15 protein-coding genes are annotated in these 18,409 nt (G+C 57.0%); 7 read left to right on the top strand and 8 right to left on the bottom strand.

Annotated elements, in window-relative coordinates; genetic code table 11:
• Positions 1-60 precede the first annotated feature (60 nt).
• The gene (locus tag IB250_RS07140; protein WP_192343563.1) at positions 61-222 is read left to right on the top strand and encodes a hypothetical protein; all 162 of its coding nucleotides are present in this window, start codon (positions 61-63) and stop codon (positions 220-222) included.
• A complete protein-coding gene (locus IB250_RS07135) occupies positions 219-866 on the top strand; it encodes a helix-turn-helix domain-containing protein (RefSeq protein WP_007904465.1) in 648 nt (215 codons plus the stop codon). Before IB250_RS07140 ends, IB250_RS07135 begins: the two co-directional genes overlap by 4 nt.
• A gap of 327 nt (positions 867-1,193) precedes the next feature.
• Here the strand turns inward: IB250_RS07135 and IB250_RS28655 are convergent, their stop codons facing one another.
• Positions 1,194-1,706 (bottom strand): hypothetical protein, encoded by a 513-nt coding sequence (locus IB250_RS28655; RefSeq protein ID WP_225603331.1) that lies wholly within the window; start codon positions 1,704-1,706, stop codon positions 1,194-1,196.
• A gap of 323 nt (positions 1,707-2,029) precedes the next feature.
• Entirely contained in the window at positions 2,030-2,428 is a 399-nt protein-coding gene (locus IB250_RS07125) for a DUF1801 domain-containing protein (RefSeq protein ID WP_192343561.1), read from the bottom strand.
• A 189-nt stretch (positions 2,429-2,617) separates the two neighbouring features.
• Between IB250_RS07125 and IB250_RS07120 the strand changes: the two genes are divergently transcribed.
• A complete protein-coding gene (locus tag IB250_RS07120; protein WP_123495423.1) occupies positions 2,618-3,103 on the top strand; it encodes a cupin domain-containing protein in 486 nt (161 codons plus the stop codon).
• Between the two features lie 46 nt (positions 3,104-3,149).
• Here the strand turns inward: IB250_RS07120 and IB250_RS07115 are convergent, their stop codons facing one another.
• Positions 3,150-4,505: a dicarboxylate/amino acid:cation symporter gene (locus tag IB250_RS07115; RefSeq protein ID WP_008076641.1), complete on the bottom strand. Its 1,356-nt coding sequence runs from the start codon at positions 4,503-4,505 to the stop codon at positions 3,150-3,152.
• Positions 4,506-4,612: 107 nt separating this feature from the next.
• Positions 4,613-5,668, bottom strand: coding sequence for a tartrate dehydrogenase (locus IB250_RS07110; protein ID WP_008076642.1), 1,056 nt, complete (start codon positions 5,666-5,668; stop codon positions 4,613-4,615).
• A 137-nt stretch (positions 5,669-5,805) separates the two neighbouring features.
• Between IB250_RS07110 and IB250_RS07105 the strand changes: the two genes are divergently transcribed.
• On the top strand, positions 5,806-6,729 hold the full coding sequence (locus IB250_RS07105) for a LysR family transcriptional regulator (RefSeq protein ID WP_008076644.1): 924 nt from the start codon (positions 5,806-5,808) through the stop codon (positions 6,727-6,729).
• Positions 6,730-7,045: 316 nt separating this feature from the next.
• On the opposite strand, the gene IB250_RS07100 is transcribed toward IB250_RS07105, so the two are convergent.
• The 4 genes from IB250_RS07100 to IB250_RS07085 form a co-directional block, all read right to left on the bottom strand.
• Positions 7,046-7,696 (bottom strand): response regulator transcription factor, encoded by a 651-nt coding sequence (locus IB250_RS07100; RefSeq protein WP_192343560.1) that lies wholly within the window; start codon positions 7,694-7,696, stop codon positions 7,046-7,048.
• A gap of 107 nt (positions 7,697-7,803) precedes the next feature.
• Entirely contained in the window at positions 7,804-8,412 is a 609-nt protein-coding gene (locus IB250_RS07095) for a lecithin retinol acyltransferase family protein (protein ID WP_192343559.1), read from the bottom strand.
• A 156-nt stretch (positions 8,413-8,568) separates the two neighbouring features.
• A complete protein-coding gene (locus tag IB250_RS07090; protein WP_192343558.1) occupies positions 8,569-14,040 on the bottom strand; it encodes a trifunctional serine/threonine-protein kinase/ATP-binding protein/sensor histidine kinase in 5,472 nt (1,823 codons plus the stop codon).
• A 229-nt stretch (positions 14,041-14,269) separates the two neighbouring features.
• Positions 14,270-15,205, bottom strand: coding sequence for a LysR family transcriptional regulator (locus IB250_RS07085; RefSeq protein WP_008076650.1), 936 nt, complete (start codon positions 15,203-15,205; stop codon positions 14,270-14,272).
• 295 nt (positions 15,206-15,500) lie between these two features.
• On the opposite strand from IB250_RS07085, the gene IB250_RS07080 reads away from it, so the two are divergent.
• From IB250_RS07080 to IB250_RS07070, 3 genes are all read left to right on the top strand, one after another.
• Complete coding sequence (locus tag IB250_RS07080; protein WP_192343557.1) at positions 15,501-15,893, top strand: response regulator transcription factor; 393 nt, start codon at positions 15,501-15,503, stop codon at positions 15,891-15,893.
• A gap of 244 nt (positions 15,894-16,137) precedes the next feature.
• Positions 16,138-17,340: an NAD(P)/FAD-dependent oxidoreductase gene (locus IB250_RS07075; protein WP_192343556.1), complete on the top strand. Its 1,203-nt coding sequence runs from the start codon at positions 16,138-16,140 to the stop codon at positions 17,338-17,340.
• Between the two features lie 52 nt (positions 17,341-17,392).
• Positions 17,393-18,361 carry an MBL fold metallo-hydrolase gene (locus tag IB250_RS07070; protein ID WP_192343555.1) on the top strand — a complete coding sequence of 323 codons (969 nt, stop codon included), beginning with the start codon at positions 17,393-17,395 and terminating at the stop codon, positions 18,359-18,361.
• The last annotated feature ends 48 nt before the right edge of the window (positions 18,362-18,409 follow it).

The raw sequence follows: 18,409 nt of genomic DNA, 5'->3' as shown, positions 1-18,409 counted from the left end.
ATAAAAATATCCACGTACTCTCAGCTCATCCCGTCATTCATCACCACAGTGAAGTGCCCCATGAATCCGACTGACAACCTCATCGACTTCGCCAGTTACCGCAAACGCAAACAGGCTCAGCAACGGGCACGGGCCATGTGGGAAATGTATGCACGTAACGCCGGCCTACAGGCCTATCAATGGGTCCAGGCCGCTCATTCAACCGAGCCCCGTCACGCATGAACGCGCAGCAACCCTCGCGATTTCTGGCGAGCGCAGACGAACCCGTGACGGACTTGAATAATCTGGAACCACTGGAAGAAGACCCGATCTGTGAGCGGGTCGCACAGAACCTGCAACGGCTGCGGGGCAAGCGTCACTTGTCCCTCGACGCGCTGGCCCGGCAATGCGGTGTGAGTCGGGCAATGCTGGCGCAGATCGAGTCCGGACGCAGCGTGCCGTCCATCAAAGTGCTGTGCAAAATTGCCAAAGGCCTGAAGGTCTCGGTGGCCGCCTTTCTGGAGCATCGGGCCTTCGAAGGTGTGGCCGTGCTGTCGGCGCGAGAGAGCAAACGCTTGGTCAGCGCCAGCGGAGCCTTCGTCAGCCGCGCCCTGTTCCCGTTCGACGTGGCACGCCAATCGGAGTTTTACGAACTGCGCCTGAGCCCTTTGGGCGAAGACCACAGCGAGGGGCATGGGCCCGGTGTTCAGGAGAACCTGGTGGTGTCGCAGGGCGTGCTGGAAATCAGCGTCAACGATGAACGTTACCTGCTGTCTACCGGCGACTCGATCCTGTTCTACGCCGACCAGCCCCACCGCTACCGCAACCCCGCTGACAGTGAGGCAGTGGCTTATCTGGTGGTGACTTACCCGGAACGGCTGGATTAAACACCTGAGATAGCAATGAACATCCAATGTGGGAGCGGGCTTGCTCGCGAAGAGGGAGTGTCAGTCGACATTAATGTTGCCTGGCACACCGCCTTCGCGAGCAAGCCCGCTCCCACAGTTTTATTACCGCTACCCACGAATACCGCTCAACTCACATCCCTTGTGGGAGTGAGCCTGCTCGCGATGAGGCCCTCGCATTCAATATCGATGTCGCCTGACACTCTGCCTTCGCGGGCAAGCCTCGCTCCTACACGGGGATGTGGTGCCTGGAATGAAAAAGCCCCCGTAACCGTAAGGTCGCGGGGGCTTTTTTTGTGTTGTCAGGGATCAGCAGGTGCAGCACATCAGCGGCATGCCGTTGCAGCTCATCATCATCGGCATGCTGCAATCGTTCATCATTTTCATCATCAAGTCGCAGCAGCTTTTCATCATGTCCATGTTCATGCCTGCCATCGGCATGATTTTGCACATCATGCAGTCGGCCATCATCGTGCATTCCATCACGCACTTCATCGACGGCATCGGCATGCCCATCATCGGCATTGGCATCATCATGTTCATCATCGGCATGGCCATGCTCGCCTGGGACATGCACATCATGCTCATGTTGGCGCAGTGCATCATCATCGGCATGCCGCAGTTCATCATCATCTGCATCATTTCAGCGCTGTTCTTGAACATGGCCATGTCCATACCAGCGGCCGGCATCATTTTGCACATCATGCCGTCGTCCATCATTTCGCAGCTCATGGTCGCCATCATCATCGGCATGCCCATCATCGGCATCATCGACATGTTGGTATTCATCATCGGCATTGGCATCTGCATGGCGTTCATCATGGTGTAACTCCCTAAGCGATTCGATAGTTGGACGAAGCTGATGGAGGCGGATTCTAAGGACTGGCGAAGGGACGACAAGATGATGGCCGAGCAGCAGGTTTTGACGTTGAAACCGCTTTAGTGTCGCGGGCGGTACGGCACCGTCTGTTATAGCGGCGACAGCGTCTTCATCGCATACAGAATCAAAACGAAGACGTGGTTTTATCGGTTACGGATATTCGCCACAGAGCTATATAAAGAACCGAAAGAAATAATCGATCTAAACAGTGCCGATTTTTTTATCCGAGAACCCTGGAGTCGATCAGTTAGCCGGATAGAACAACCTACTTCGACGTATTGAGCGCCACCGCCGCACGAATCAGCGTCTTCAACGCGTCTTCATCAATCCTGTCGCCCTCATGAATATCGATGGCACGTCGGGTGTTGCCTTCGAGGCTGGCGTTGAACAGACCTGAAGGGTCCTCCAGCGAAGCACCCTTGGCGAAGGTCATCTTTACGACATTCTTGTATGTCTCACCGGTGCAGATGATGCCGGCGTGCGACCACACCGGAACCCCTCTCCATTTCAATTCCTCGACCACTTCAGGGTCGGCCTGTTTGATCAGCGTTCGAACCCGAGCGAGGGTCTCACCCCGCCAGTCAGTCAGCGCCTTGATTTTTGCTTCTATCAGTGCAGAGACAGAGCCTCCCTCCTCGCCGTCTTTTGGGTCGATCTTCTTCATGATGGTTGTCACTCCTCAGGGTGGGCGCCGGTAGGACCAGGCCAGCATAAAACATGCTTATGCGTTATAGCACTGGTTCACAATGGGTATATCCGCGCTCCGGCATTCGGCTACCGTCAACGTATATATGACTTGATTGCACAGGCTCTGCTCCTGTGCGTTGAGGCCCCCAGACACGAGGAAACCATGATGATTGCCCACAAAGCGGCCGCTGTTTTGTTGGCCTTGCTCAGCCCTGCCTTTCTGACCTTGACCGCCCTGGCCGAGGAAGCGGGTTTTATTGCCGCCACCTCATCCGGACTCAACTGGAAACCTGCGCCGGCGGTGGGACCTGGCGCAATGATTGCCGTGATTGAAGGTGACCTGAAAGCCGCCGAGCCCTTCACCCTGCGCTTGAAGCTGCCGGCCAATACAAAAATCGGCGTGCATACCCATCCCGTGACCGAACGCGTAACCGTTATCTCGGGCACCTTCTACTTCGCCACCGGAGACACATTCGATCCGGCACGGGCCAAGGCCTATCATCCGGGTGACACCCTGATCATTCCTGTCGGCATGTCGATGTTCGGCGCCAGTCGAGAACAGGAAACCGTGCTTCAACTCCACGGCACAGGGCCTTGGGGGATCACTTACCTCAACCCGGCGGACGATCCCAGGAACAAAAAAATGCAGTGAGCGCTAGCCAGGCACAATGAATCAATCATGCCTGGCCACCGCACTATCACCCCTGCGAGACACTTTTGAAGTCCGGCAACAGGCTTTTGGCTGGCATCGCTGAAGGCACAGCAACAATGTCCGCTTGAACCGTTTCGGGCTTCTGCTCCGCTGCCTCCCCGTTAAGCGCTTTGTGCATCTTGACGGTATCCAGCGCCCCCACCCATTTGGCAATGGCCATGGTCCCGACACCGTTGCCGATGGTGTTGGTGATCGCCCGCGCTTCCGACATGAACCGGTCGACGCCCAAGAGCAGCACCATGCCCGCCACCGGAATGGTGCCGAGGGACGATAACGTCGCCGCCAGAATGATGAACCCCGAACCGGTCACCCCCGCCGAGCCTTTGGAGGTGAACATCAGCACCGCCAGAACGATCAGCTGATCAGTCAGGGTCAGCGGCGTGTTCGTGGCCTGGGCGATGAAGATGGCGGCGATGGTGTAGTAGATCGCCTGGCCATCCGGGTTAAAGGTCAAGCCCGAGGGAATGATCATCCCGGCAACGGGTTTGGAAACACCAGCCTTTTCCATCTTGGAAATCATTTGCGGCAGCACCGATTCCGAAGAGCTGGTGCCCAGTACGGTGAACAGTTCTTCCTTGATGAATTTCAGAAACTTCCACAGGCTGAAACCGCTGTAGCGGCAGATCGGACCGAGTACGAAGATCACAAACACTGCGCAGGTCAGGTAGACGCAAGCCATCAATTTGCCCAAGGAGAACAGCGAGCCGAAGCCATACTTGCCGATGGTGAAGGCAATCGCCCCGAAGGCGCCGATGGGGGCCAGACGCATCACCATGTTGACGATGCGAAACATCCCCTGCATCAGACTATCCAGCGTGTCGACGAACACCTTGGCGCGTGGTCCGACATGCGCCAGGGCAACGCCCAGCAGAATGGAGAACAGTAATATTTGCAGGACGTTGCCCTTGGCAAAGGCATCCACGATGGTGTCGGGGATGATGTTCATCACAAAGTCCATGAACGACGCATGCTTCACCGCCGTGGTGTAGGTGGCCAGGCTGGACGTATCCAGCGAGGCGACATCAATGTTCATGCCTGCACCGGGTTTGAACACATCGACCACGACCAGGCCGACGACCAGCGCCAGCGTGGAAACCACTTCGAAATAGATCAGCGCACGAAAACCAACACGCCCCAGCTCTTTCATGTTCTCCATACGTGCAATGCCCGTCACCACCGTGAGGAAGATTACCGGTGCGAGCAGCATTTTGATCAATTTGATGAACGCGTCGCCCAAGGGTTTGAGCGCTGTTCCGGTTTCGGGAACGAACACCCCGACAATGGCGCCGAGGATGACTGCGATGAGCACTTGTACGTAGAGTTTGCCAAATATTCTTTTCATGACAGGGCCCTGATTTTTTATTGTTGTCAGGAGATGCTAAGGGGTCGGACTCAGTGAGCCGCCCCTTGGCGTTGTGCCGCAGTACTACTTTGAATCGCTGGAAAATTTCAGCGGTTGATCAAGGCGATGACGGCATCGGTGATCTGTCGGGTGGTGGCGTTACCGCCGAGATCCGGGGTATGCAGACCGCTTTCGGTCACGGCTTCGATAGCCGACATCAGCTGCTTGGCCGCGGTTGTCTCGCCCAGGTGTTCGAGCATCATCGCCGCTGTCCAAAACGTCGCGATCGGGTTGGCGACACCCTTGCCGGTGATGTCGAAGGCCGAGCCGTGGATGGGTTCGAACATCGAGGGGAATTTACGCGAAGGGTTCAGGTTGGCGGTCGGCGCGATGCCCAGGCTGCCGGACAACGCGGCGGCCAGATCGGACAGGATGTCGGCGTGCAGGTTGGTGGCGACGATCACGTCCAGCGTCGACGGTTTAAGCACCATGCGCGTAGTCACCGCGTCGACCAGTTCCTTGTCGATCTTCACATCCGGAAAATCCTTGGCGACCTCGTAGAAAATCTCGTCCCACAACACCATGCCGTGACGCTGAGCGTTGGATTTGGTGACCATGGTCAGGTGCTTGCGAGGACGGCTCCGGGCCAGTTCGAAGGCGAAACGATGAATACGCTCGACCCCGGCACGAGTGAACACAGACACTTCCGTGGCGACCTCTTCAGGCAGGCCCCGGTGAACACGGCCGCCGTTGCCGGAGTACTCGCCCTCGGAGTTTTCACGCACCACGACCCAATCGATTTGATCACCATTGAGCAGCGGGCTTTTTACCCCTGGCAATACGCGAGCCGGACGCACATTGGCGTACTGGTCGAAGCCTTGGCAGATCGGCAGACGCAGGCCCCACAGGGAGATGTGATCCGGTACGTTGAGCGCACCGACAGCACCGAAGAAAATGGCATCGAAGGTTTTCAGTTCTTCCAGACCACCTTCAGGAATGTAGTAACCATTTTTCAGGTAGTTATCGGAGTTCCAGTCGTAGTGTTTGAAAGTCAGGTCAAAACCGGATTTTTTCGACAGGGCTTGCAGCACCTCGACGCCCGCGGCGATCACTTCAACACCAATACCATCACCGGGAACTGCAGCAATTTTGTATGCACTCATCGTTAACTCCACTCTTGTCACGTTCTTGTTGTGCCTGTCGAACGGGGGTGTTCAATCAGGGTGTGAGCGGAGTATATGTAGTGAGCAAATGAGCGTGAGTTACTCCAAATCACTACATAGATGAATTTGAGTTATCAATGAGCCAGACACTGGATTTGTCTTTTTTCTACCTGCTGGCCAACAAGGGCAGCCTGGCGGCGACGGCTCGAGAGCTGGGCGTGACACCACCGGCGGTGAGCAAACGCCTGACCGCGCTGGAAGCACGACTAGGCATCCGCCTGGTCAACCGCACCACGCGCTCAATGAGTCTGACCTCGGAAGGTGAACTGTATTTTTCCCATGCCGCCCGCATCCTGACGCAGATCGATGAGGTCGAGCAGTTGCTCAGCAGCAGCCGGGCAACCCCTAAAGGCCTGATTCGCGTCAACGCGTCGCTGGGCTTCGGTCGGCGCTACATCGGCCCCGCATTGGGCGCATTCTTCGCGCAGTACCCGGAGGTGGAAATACAGCTGGAAATCAGCGATCACCCGCTCGACCTGGCGACTCACGGGTTTGACCTGGGCATTCGTTTCGGCACCCTGCCGGACGCGGCCTTCCATGCACGCAAGATCGCATCCAATCGCCGCCTGCTATGCGCCTCGCCGCTGTACCTGGAAAAGCATGGCGTGCCGCAACGTTTGGCGGATTTACAACAACACAACTGCATCTTCCTGAGACAAAACGAAACGCCCTACGGCGTGTGGAGCTTCACCAACGGCGGGCGCACGCAAAACATCAAAGTGCGCGGCGCCTTAGGCTGTAACGACGGTGAAGTGGCCCTGAATTGGGCGCTGGAAGGTTACGGGATTCTGCTTCGAGCCGAATGGGACATCGCCCGTTACGTGCGCAGTGGGCGCCTGCGCCTGGTACTGGAGGATCAGACACCGACCCGCGCCGATGTCTATGCCGTTTACCCGCAACAGTTGCACCTGTCGGCGCGAGTGCGCAGCCTGATCGATTTTCTGGTCGAGCGCTTCAAGCACATCGATCATCTGGACGAACCGGGATCTTCGCTCGACTGAATAGTGTTGGCTGGGTTCTTTGGAGACGCTGACATAGAATTCAAACTTGAACTGGAAGCAAGCAACACCGGCGGCATAGGTGAATACCTGGCACAGAAAGCACCGTTTATCGATGGGCTTATGGGGTCAGTCTCGACATCCGCTCGCAGAGGTGCAGCCGGATGCGACACCGATAGCGGCCCCTCGCGATAAGCTGCTTTCGGCCCAGAGTGTGTAAAAACGCATATGGATTCGCGAAGGAGGTTACGCAGCCGGTTCGAAGACACCTGCATGGTGCGTCCAGGAAATCAGGAACCATTCAAACCTGTTGTTCTGATCAACGATCAAGACGCTCTCCTAATGACTCTGCCATCCGGACCAAATCAGCAAACGACTTTGCGTGCATTTTTTTCATTGCATGCCCGCGGTGAATTTTCACGGTGATCTCGCTCAGATTCATCTGCCCTGCAATCTGTTTATTCATCAGACCTTTGACTGCAAGGGCCATCACCTCTTTTTCACGAGCTGTCAGCGTCTGATAGTGGGCATGCAGATCTGAAAACTGCTGCTCAAATTGCCGGCGTTTGACATCTGCCTGCAGTGCGGTAGACACCGCATCCAGAAGGTCCTGTTCACGAAACGGTTTTGCCAAAAAATCCACCGCGCCGGCTTTCATCGCCTTGACAGACATTTCGATGTCCCCATGCCCGGTGATGAAAATAATCGGAATATTGGCATTGGATTTGGCTAACTGGCTTTGGAACTCAAGACCACTGTTACCTTGAAGTCGTACATCAAGAATCAAACAGCTTGCACCCTCGGTCTTTGGCTGTTGAAGAAACTCCGCAGTGGATGCGAACGTCTCGACTTGTATACCGGCAGAGCGTAAAAGATTGCTTAATGCATTGCGCATGGAAGCGTCGTCATCCACCACGAACACCATAGAACCTTTACTGCTTTGCTCATTGGATGGTGGATTTCCGTTCATGCACAGCCCTCTTTGGTTGGTTGAGGGAAAAATTCTAGCACAACACTTTACGTCGCGTAAGCGCGCACACAAACATGGTTATAACCACCCGAAAACACTGGGAAAAATCATGCAATAAAATACAGTTCCAACGCTGAAATAAAAAAAAGCAGATAACGTGGACAATGGAGAAACGCCCTGACCTGGACACTACAACTTTTCCCACTAATGCACCAATTGCAAAAATGTTCGCAGTTATTGGACAGAATCCTGTATTGACTTTCACCCATTCTAGAACGCGCACGACGGACAATTTCATCGTTTGAATATTCACACGATTCCCGTATCAACCAGACTGGCTTACCGTTTGCGAAGCTTTCAAGGTCAGTCACTTCGATGGGACCTGGCTTGAGTGAACTGCTAAATCCAGAGTAATGAGCTACGTCTCCACGCCCAAGGTATATGCCATGATGCGCATAAAATTTGCGCGGACTAACCAAGTGCGAACCTATTGGCAAATCACCTGCATCCTTTTCGACAGGCACTAACTCCAATGCAAACATGGAGGATTTTCTTGACGACTTACTACTATTGCAGCGCCCGACAAACAGACAACTTTCAAACATCAGCGCCTTCATATATCCAGCAAGCTCTATTGCTATTATCGACAAGCATAAAACGATTGCTGATCGAAGCGATGACGACCATCTTATCAACTTGATAGCCAGAGTATTCACGACACATTCTCCACAGACCCTTGATATGTAATATATCGCCAGGACTGCGAAGCTTCATTTGTACACAGGATTAATTTAAGTGACCATTAATATACCTCCCCTAAACCTAAGTATTAAACAGAACACCTGGTTGCAGGCGACCAGAGTGCAGTCGATTCAACCATGCTCGACAGGAAGGGTGAATTGAACGGTAGCGCCGCGGGGGCGGTTGACGCTTGCCCACAAGTGGCCGCCATGTGCCTCGATGATCGAGCGGCAGATTGATAACCCCATCCCCAGGCCGGTGGGCTTGGTGGTGTAGAAAGAAGCGAAAATCTGCTCGGTGTTTTCCGAGGCAAACCCTGGCCCCGAATCGCTCACACTGACGAGCACACAACCGGCGTCATTTAACAGAGCGCTGATGTGCAATTGGCGTTCACCCTCGCTCACACCATTCATGGCCTCGAGCGCATTCATGATCAAGTTGAGCAGCACCTGTTGCAGTTCAACGCGGTCGCCTTCGATAAATGGCAAACCGTCTTTGAGTTGAGTCCGAATCAAGGTCCCACTTTTCATGATCTGGCCACGAGTGAACTCGATCATCTCGCGAATCGCCGCGTTGATGTCCACCGCCCCCTTCTGCGGTGGTGCCTTGCGGATATGCCGACGAATTCGACCCAATACATCGGCTGCCCGATTGGCATCCATGATCAGACTGCCAAGTACTTTGTGGACCTCATCGATCTCCGGCGGCTGGCTGTTCAGCCAGCGCAGCGCGGCGTTGGCATTGAGGATGGCCGCTGCAATCGGCTGATTGACTTCGTGAGCAATCGAGGCGACAAGCTGCCCCATGGTCGCGACGCGGTTCGCGTGGGCCAACTCCGTTTGCACTTCGCGATAGCGTCGTTCGCTTTCGCGGATTTTTTCTTCCGCCTGTTTGCGCTCGGTCAGATCCAGCACGAAAGCGACCCCTTCCTTGCTGCTGGCTTCGAACATCGCCAAACCGACAATCACCGGCAGGCGACTACCATCCTTTCTGAAGTATTCCTTCTCGTGGGGTTGGGCGTAGCCGGTCCGCACGGCTTGTGCCAAAAAGTGCTCGCTGAGTTCACGAAATTCCGGTGTTGTCAGATCTCTCCAGCGCAGACAGCCCGAGACAAGATCCTCTCGCTCGTATCCCACCATGCTAAGAAATGCATCATTGGCCTCAACGATGTCACCGTCGGCGTTCCAGACGAGGATCCCGATGATGTTGGCGTCTACCAGACGCCGAATCTTCCCTTCGCGCTCGGCGACCTCGCGGTACAAACGGGCATTTTCCAGCGAAATAGCAGCCTGTGAGGCCACCAGTTTCAACACGGCAATCCGGGATGGGCTGAACACTCGGGCGGTCAGATTGTTTTCGAGGTAGAGCGCACCGGTCAGTTTGGCCTGGTTCATCAACGGCAGGCAGAGAACCGATCGGACGTGGTGCCGACGTATATAGGGGTCTTCGGCAAACGGGGCCTCGGTCAGGGCATCATCAAGAAAAACACTCTCACCCGTGCGCAGGACATGGTAGAGCAGTGACTCCGGCAGCAACGCCGAGGTCATCGGCTCATCGCGCAACTGCATCGAATGGCTGCCAGTGGTCACTTGCGCTGCTATGCGGTGCTCACCCGTGTCCGACAGAATCAACACGCCTCGTTCGGCACCGGCCTGTTCGATGGCCGTACGCATGATCATGTCGATGAGCTTTTCCAGGACGATTTCTCCCGACACGGCCTGCGAGACCTTTATCACGGTGGCCAGATCGAGGTGTTCGACCGGTGCGACCATCGTCGTTGTCGGGCCGAGCGTTTGCTCTTCGGTCCTCAGCAACGGATACCGCGCCTCAAGCTGCCGCACCTTGCCATCAGCGCCCCAACGCAGGTAGCCGTAGCGGGCGTCTTGCAAGTAAACGCGGGCTACTTTCCCAAGACCACGGGCGGCGTAGAAGCGAGACGCCAGTTCGTTGGCAAGTGCTTCGATATGGACAAAGCCGCTCTTCTGCGCCGAGTGGACGGCTTGTTCGTAAAGCAACTCGGCTTCGATCATGCGCCCTTCGACGCGGGCAATCTCGGCGTCGACCAGCGCGGCCCGGCTCGCGAAATTCTCTGGGCACTGTTGAGCCCAGATCTGGAGTTGCCGGTGATCCGTCGCCATGGCGATCAAGTGCTGCGCACGCTCGTCCACCGGGACACTGTCGCACCATCGGGCACGAGCCAGCGCGTCATAGAAGTAAAACTCAGCCTCCTCGAAGAACAAATATGACGTCCATAGCAACTGCTGTGCCTTTGCGGCGGCTTGCATGGCCGCCCTGGGGTCGTCGGCCATATAGCATGCCTGCAACTTGCGAACCCAGTACCAGCACTCGGCCAATGCCAGGTCCGGATTGCTGGACAGGTGGACTTCGGTGCCTGGCTCGTCAAACTGTCCATCATCAAAACAACCGAATACTGGCGTCGAACCCCGGAGCATCCGGATCAGCGCCAGTTGTGTGCCAATGAAATCGGTGACCAGCCCGAACCGCACTTTCCTGGCGTAATCCAGGCCACGTTCGGCTTCGTCTTGTACCTCGGACAATGGCTCGCCGGCGAAGAGAGAGTCGGAGGTGATGCTGTTGCCCGCATAAGCACCATACGGCAGGTCACCGATCCGGTTCGCCGCAACAAATGAGCGGTGCAGCAGATCGCGGCATTGCCCTACGGGCTTCATCCAGCGCACGGCAAAATTCGAGAAGCAAAGATAGGTACTGGCTTCGAATCGCGTCAGGCCTCGTTGTTCAACGAGTTCGCAGCCGAGTTGGCCGAATCGGAATCCTGCCTGGTAGTCGCCGAAACGCCGTCCGGCGACTCTGAATGCATTGGCGTAATGCACACATGAAGCATCGCAGTTGCCCCCTTCGAGGCTCAGGCTGATAGCCTTGCAGATCAACAGGTCCGTCAGGTTCGCATCCGTCTGCAAGGCAGGCGGGAAGAGCTTGCTCAGAGCGCTGACGGTCATGAGGGAGCCCGCATCCTCCATCAGCGGCAAATCGATGAGTTCCTCGATTTGTCGATCGCCCAGTAACGACCAGATATGGTCGTACTCTTGGCGCACTTCATCGTCGCTCGGATGGGCCGACCACTCGATGCCTACATGCCGCAGATAGGCGAGACAGACAGCGACCGCGCCATCGCTGCGATCCATGAGCAGGTAGACATCCATTTGCAGGCACACGACATTGGCTCGTTCGATCGTAGTCGTGGCGCGATCCGACAGCGCCGCCAAGCGCTTGTCCGCGACCGATAACTGCCCGGTCAGCAGCTCGCATTCGGCCCGGTTCAACTCCAGCGCGAAGATCAACCCATGTAGACGCGTCCAACAGTTGTCGTCCAACAGCTGCGCGCCCGTGGTGAGATAGTTGAGCGCCGAAGCATAGGCCGTTGACGCCTTGGCGCGCTGGCCGGCTATCAGGTTGAGCTCTGCCAATTGCTCCCGCTCGGCCTGATCAGTGAGCAGCACAGCGCCGCTATTGAGCTGACCGACGATGTCAAAGATCGCCTCCTCCCGCCCTTGCAGGGACGTCTGCGCCGCGAGCAGCCGGCCGATTCGCAGATGAGCCTCGGCGCGAGCCCCCATGGGGATCAGCGAATAGGCCGCTTCATGAATACGGTCATGAACAAAACCATAAGCGCCTTCCAGCCGCTGGACCAACTCCTGGCGTATGGCTTCCCACAATACCGTGCGGATCTGTGCCTGGGGGATGCCCAGAACGGTCGAAAGCGCCGTGGTCCCGGCAACGTTCCCCAGACAGGCAAGCTGCTGTAATGCCAGTTGCGTTTCAGCCGGCAAGCGGGTCAGCTTGCCGACCATCAGGTCCACGATGTTGTCGGTGTAACCCTTGGCATGGATGCGATCCGGACTCCAGCACCACTGCCTTGTTTGATGATCGAAGGTCAGCAGCTGTTCGTCAGCGAGCGTTTGCAGAAACTGGATCACGAAGAACGGGTTGCCGGCGGTTTTGTCCACCACCAACTGCGCCAGGGGCTCAATGTGCGCAAGCTCGTCATGCAGCGCATCCGCAATCAACTGCTCAATGTGTCCCTTCGCGAGCGGTGCCAGCGTGATTTCATCTACCCTGCCCCCCGCGTTCCGAATAGCCTGAAGTTTTCCCGTGAGTGGGTGCGCGCCACTCACTTCATTGCTGCGGTAGGCACCCACCAGCATCAGATGCCGCACATCCGAGCTGGTCAACAGGTCCTCCAGCAGGTCGAGCGTTGCCGCGTCGATCCACTGCAGATCGTCCAGGAACAGGGCAAGCGGATGCTCCGCCCGGGCAAATACACCGATAAAGCGCCGGAACACCAGGAGGAAACGGCGTTGCGCCTGTTGAGGCTCAAGTGTCTGCACCGGTGGCGGCTCACCAATGATGAGCTTCAGTTCGGGAATGAGGTCGGTCATGAGCCCCGCGTTGGCATCCAGTGCGTTCTGTAATGCGTCACGCCATTGCGCCAGTTCTGTGTCGTTCTTGCCCAGCAGCGTGCGCACCAGGCTTTGAAAGGCCTGCACCAGCGTCGAATAGGGAATATCGCGCCGGTATTGATCGAACTTGCCAGCTGCGAAGAGTCCTCGCGGCGGGACCAGCGCTTTGTGCAGTTCATTGACCACAGAGGATTTGCCAATACCGGAATAGCCGGTGACCAACATGAGCTCCGGCGCGCTGCTGGCGATGATCCGATCGAACGCGGCGATCAAGGTACTCACCTCATGCTCGCGCCCGTAGAGTTTCTCGGGAATCATCAGCCGATCGGATGTCCCTTGCTCACCCAACGCAAAGGCATTGATGTGCCGCAAGGACTCCCAGTCTGCCAGGCATTGCCGCAGATCGTGTTCAACACTCGCAGCCGTCTGGTAGCGCTCCTCAGCGGTCTTGGCGAGCAGCTTCATGACGATCCGGGAAAGCACATCGGGGACAGTTTCGACCCGCACGCTCGGTGGCTGCGGTTGTTTGGCGATATGGCAGTGCACCCACTCTATCGGGTCAGATGCTGTAAACGGCAGCGAACCCGTGAGCATCTGGTAAAGCGTGACACCGAAGGAATAGAGGTCGCTGCGCAAATCGATCGAGCGATTCATCCTGCCGGTCTGCTCAGGTGCCATGTAGGCGAGCGTGCCGGCGATGGTCTCAGGCGCCTGTCGCTCACGCGGTAGCCACGAGGCGAGGCCGAACCCTGTAAGCCGGGCCTGACCGTCCGAGCAGTTCACCAAAATATGAGAGGGCTTGATGTCTTTATGGACGAGTCCGCGCTGGTGGAGCTTTCCCAATGCCTGCGCGATGCTGATCGCAAGACGCAGAAAAGCTGGCGTTTCCATGGGGGCAACCAGCAGCTGCACAAGCGGCGTGCCACCCGTATCCTCCAGCAGCAGATACACCTGCCCACTTTCTCGCACCATCTCAAGCGGACGCACAGCCCAAGAGCCATCCAGTTCGTCCTTCAGGCCAAACTCGTGGACGAAACGGCCAAGACAAGCCGGAAGCGGTTGTTCAGCAGCAGGTCGTGCAACCAGAACATTGCGGTTGCCTTCCACACCCGAGCGTAACTCTCGACAGAAGGTACGCTCGCCATCGTTCCATAGTATCTGCATGCTGTTATCCGTCGGAGCGGGAACAATAAGTAGGTTCTTGACTGCCGCACATTGCCGTCACGCTGTATCCAGTGTCGCGCCGCACATGCCGATGCCGCCGCAATAGCCTACAACAGCTTCCAGTACCATTAGAACCTGGATTTGACCCAGCCCACCGTCAGCACAAAGATCAATGTCAGTGATAAAGCTACCGGGGGGGAGACACTTCACGAAACAACGTAGCCTCAAGTCACGCTACGGCCAAAGGCACGGGCTGCTCTTGATGTTGACCGAGATAGCGACAGAAGCACGAACGCAACCAGCGTTCCCGAGGGTCGTTGTGGGCCGCGCCGCGCCAAGCCATGGACAAATCCGGCGCCGGTAGCGCCAACGGCGCAAAGTCGGCGCGCATCCCTTCCATTCGCGCCATGGCCCGGGCGACGTAGTCCGGTACGATCGCAATCATGTCGCTGCCGGCGAGCAAAGCGGGCAAGGCACTGAACTGCGGAACAGCCAGGACTACCCTGCGCTGCCGACCGACCAGGCTCAGGGCATGGTCGGCATCGTCGATGACATTTCCCATCGAAGAGACAACCACATGAGGCCGTCTGCAAAAGTCATCCAGCCCCAGGGCGCCAGGGTCCGAATCGGCGCGCAATAGCATTGGCTGCATCGCTCGCAGGCTTTTGCAATGGGCACTGGCCGGCAGTTCCTGGGCAAAGCTGATACCCACGGAAATCTCTCCCGAGGTCAGCAATTGGGGTAATTGCCGATGGTCCACTCTGCGCACTACCAGCGTGATGTTTGGCGCCTCATCCCGCAGGTGCTTGATCAAACGTGGAAGCAGCGCGTACTCGACATCGTCAGAGAGTCCGATGTGAAAGGTCTCGTCACTGGTGAGTGGGTCGAACGCCTGGGCACAACTCAAGGCGACAGCGATGCCATCCAATGCTGGCGTCAGCCGCGCATGAATTTCTTCTGCGCGCGCAGTCGGCTCCATCACCCTGCCAGTGCGGATGAACAACGGATCATTGAACATCGAACGCAGTCGCCCGAGGGCGCTGCTGATAGTGGCCTGGCACAGGAAAAGTTTCTCTGCGGCCCGGGTAACGTTGCGTTCGCACATCACTGTTTCAAAGACAATCAACAGATTGATGTCGGCACGCCGCAGATCATTTCTGTTCATCACGTTCACCGCCTAGGCACAAGGCCGCATGAGTAAGGGAGTTCAAGCTTATGCAGCCCAACAGCAAGCCGTCACTTGTATCTAGGTTCAACCGATGTATCCCTTGGTTGCGCAGCCTTGTACGTGGGTATACCCGCAATCGCGACCCAGTAGCACAAGACCAACCTGGGTGATTTCATCGAACTTCCAAGTTCCCCCACACTTTGGTCTAAGCCGATTATACATTGGTATACTTCAACACTTTATAAGTCGGCGTATGTTGTAATAACGGCCAAAGCTGTCACGAGGATCCCAAATGAAGCAAGGCACACCAATACGCAACTCAGTGATTATCGCCATCGTCGATGATGATGACTCGGTCCGGACAGCGCTTGAAAGCTTGCTGCGATCCAGCGGCTACAAAGTTCAAACTTATTGCAGCGCTCTGGAGTTTCTCAACACGAACGGCCCCGCTCAAACACATTGCCTCATTTCCGATATCCAGATGCCGGGAATGAGCGGTTTGGAGCTTCACAAGCAGCTCGTCGCGATGGGCTTTCACATTCCCACTATATTCATCACTGCTTACCCTGAAGCCCTCTCCCCCCTTAGCACCAATACGCCTGCGCTGATTGCCTGTCTGCCTAAACCTTGTGACGCCAATAAGCTTCTGAACTACATCGAAACAGCCCTCCTCCAGCAGAACTGAGAGCGCTCTGAACGTTCTCTTTTGCAGCCAATACAAACTTTCGTATATACCCATACCCCCTGACGTATAGTTTTTCTGAACCGATGTAGAAGTGCGCCGCAAATAATCCAGCCATAACATAAATCCACAGCGGGCGACCTGCTGCTTTCAACATGGACGCCTTGACTTTCGGCGCCTGTTTATCGCTCCACCAAACTTGAAGAACAACTTCAAGAACATTGAAAACCTTTTTGAGGAACAACTAATGAAACAGCATATTCTGGTTATTGGTGCGGGGTTCGGTGGTGTGTGGAGTGCATTGAGCGCCGCCCGTCTACTGGATAAGCACAGTCGTAGCGACGTGGAAATCACGCTGCTGGCGCCCCAGGCGCAATTGCGCATCCGTCCCCGCTTCTACGAAAGCGACGTGCACAAAATGTTCGCTCCCCTGGATGGGTTGTTCGACTCGGTAGGTGTGCGTTTCATCAAAGGCACCGCCGAGCACATTGATGACCTCGGAAGGACCGTTGGCTATCGCGATGAGGCTGGCCGGTGGAGCACATTGACCTATGATCGCCTGGTGCTTGCCGCTGGCAGCCAGTTATCCCGTCCGACGGTGCCAGGCCTTGACGCCCACGCCTTCGACGTTGATCAGATCGAAGCCGCGGTGCGTCTGGAGAACCACCTCAAATCCCTCAAGAACCGTCCCTCCAGCGTTGCCCGCAACACGGTGGTGGTCGCCGGTGGCGGTTTCACCGGTATCGAGACCGGCACCGAGATGCCGGCACGCCTGCGGTCCTTGCTCGGTAACGATCAGGACATCCGCGTGATCATCATCGACCGTGCGCCTCAGATCGGCGCAACCATGGGTGAAGGAATTCGTCCATCAATCATCGAAGCGTCCGAATACCTGGGCATTGAATGGGTGGTCAACGCCAGCGTGACAGCAGTGGACGCCAACGGCGTTACTCTCGCCGATGGTCGCCGCATCGAGAGCCAAACAGTGATCTGGACCGTCGGCTTCCGCGCCAGTCCGCTGACCGAACAGATTTCCAGCGTGCGCGATGTCCAGGGGCGCCTGCACGTCGATGAGAACCTGAAGGTGCTCGGCCAGGAGCATGTCTACGCCGCTGGAGACGTCGCCTATGCCGCCACCGACGACCTCGGCAACTTCGCCGCAATGTCTTGCCAGCACGCGATTTCTCTAGGCCGTCACGCCGGCAATAACGTCGCTGCGGACCTGCTAGGTGTCGCGCCCACCGCCTACCGTCAGCCCAAGTACGTGACCTGCCTCGATCTGGGCGCCTGGGGCGCGGTGTTTACTGAAGGCTGGGATCGTCAGCTCAAGTTGGTCAAGGAAACGGCCAAGGAGCTCAAGACGCAGATCAACACCCAGTGGATCTACCCGCCGGCAGCTGATCGGGCCGCCGCCCTGGCAGCAGCCGACCCGATGATTCCTGTGGCTTGAAGCCCCCCCCTCCACCTGAACCCGACGTGACCCAAGCAATAGGAGAAGGACCATGACAATGCAGTTGAACCACCCCACCCAAAAGGATGGAGCACAGAAAAGGAACGCTCAGCAGGAGTCAAACATGAGCTTGCACAACACGGTGTCCGAGGAGCTGGTTCCTTCGCGCTATGCGCTGCGGATCGGCGAGATTGACGTGCTGGTGGTCAGTGATGGAGTGCTGCCCCTGCCGACCGAGACGATGTCCACCAATGCCGACCCAGCCGCCCGCGCGGCCTGGTTCAAGGACATGTTCCTGGGCCCGGACGCGTTCGATTGGGCGCTGAACGTACTGGTGGTGCGCAGTGGGGACAAGCTCATCCTCGTCGACGCGGGACTCGGAGGGCAGTTCCCCGGCTTTCCGCGGGCCGGGCAGTTCCCCAAACGACTGAAGGCCGCCGGTATCGATCTTTCGTCCGTGACCGACGTGGTGATTACCCATATGCACATGGACCATATCGGCGGGCTGCTGGTCGATGAGGTGAAGAGCCAACTGCGTCCAGATCTGCGTATCCACGTTTCAGCCACCGAGGTCGCGTTCTGGGAGTCGCCCGATTTCTCCCTCACCGCCATGCCGTCGCCGGTGCCGGACGTCCTGCGGGCAACGGCCAATCAGTTCATTAGCGAATACCGCAGCAAGGTGCGCACGTTCGAGGATGAGTATGAGGTGGCACCAGGTGTGGTCGTCAAGGTCACCGGCGGCCACACCCCAGGGCACAGCGTGGTCTACGTGACATCCGGCGGCGAGCGGTTGACCTTCGCGGGCGACGCCCTGTTCCCGGTCGCCTTCGAACACCCCGACTGGCATAACGGCTTTGAACATGACCCTGAAGAGTCGGTTCGCGTCCGTGTCCGCCTGTTGCAAGAGGCGGCGGCTAGCGGTGAGCTGTTCGTGGCGACTCACCTGCCGTTCCCCTCCGTTGGCCGGGTGGCTGTGGATGGTGACGCCTTTCGCTGGGTCGCGAGTTTCTGGGACTACTGATCGCTTGTCGGGTTTGCGCCTGCGTTCACGGAGGCACGAATCTCCCTG

Origin of the sequence: Pseudomonas sp. PDM09 (assembly GCF_014852305.1) — a bacterium.
GTDB lineage: Bacteria > Pseudomonadota > Gammaproteobacteria > Pseudomonadales > Pseudomonadaceae > Aquipseudomonas.
Note: the sequence above shows the minus strand (reverse complement) of the source record. Positions and strands in the feature narration are given on the sequence as shown.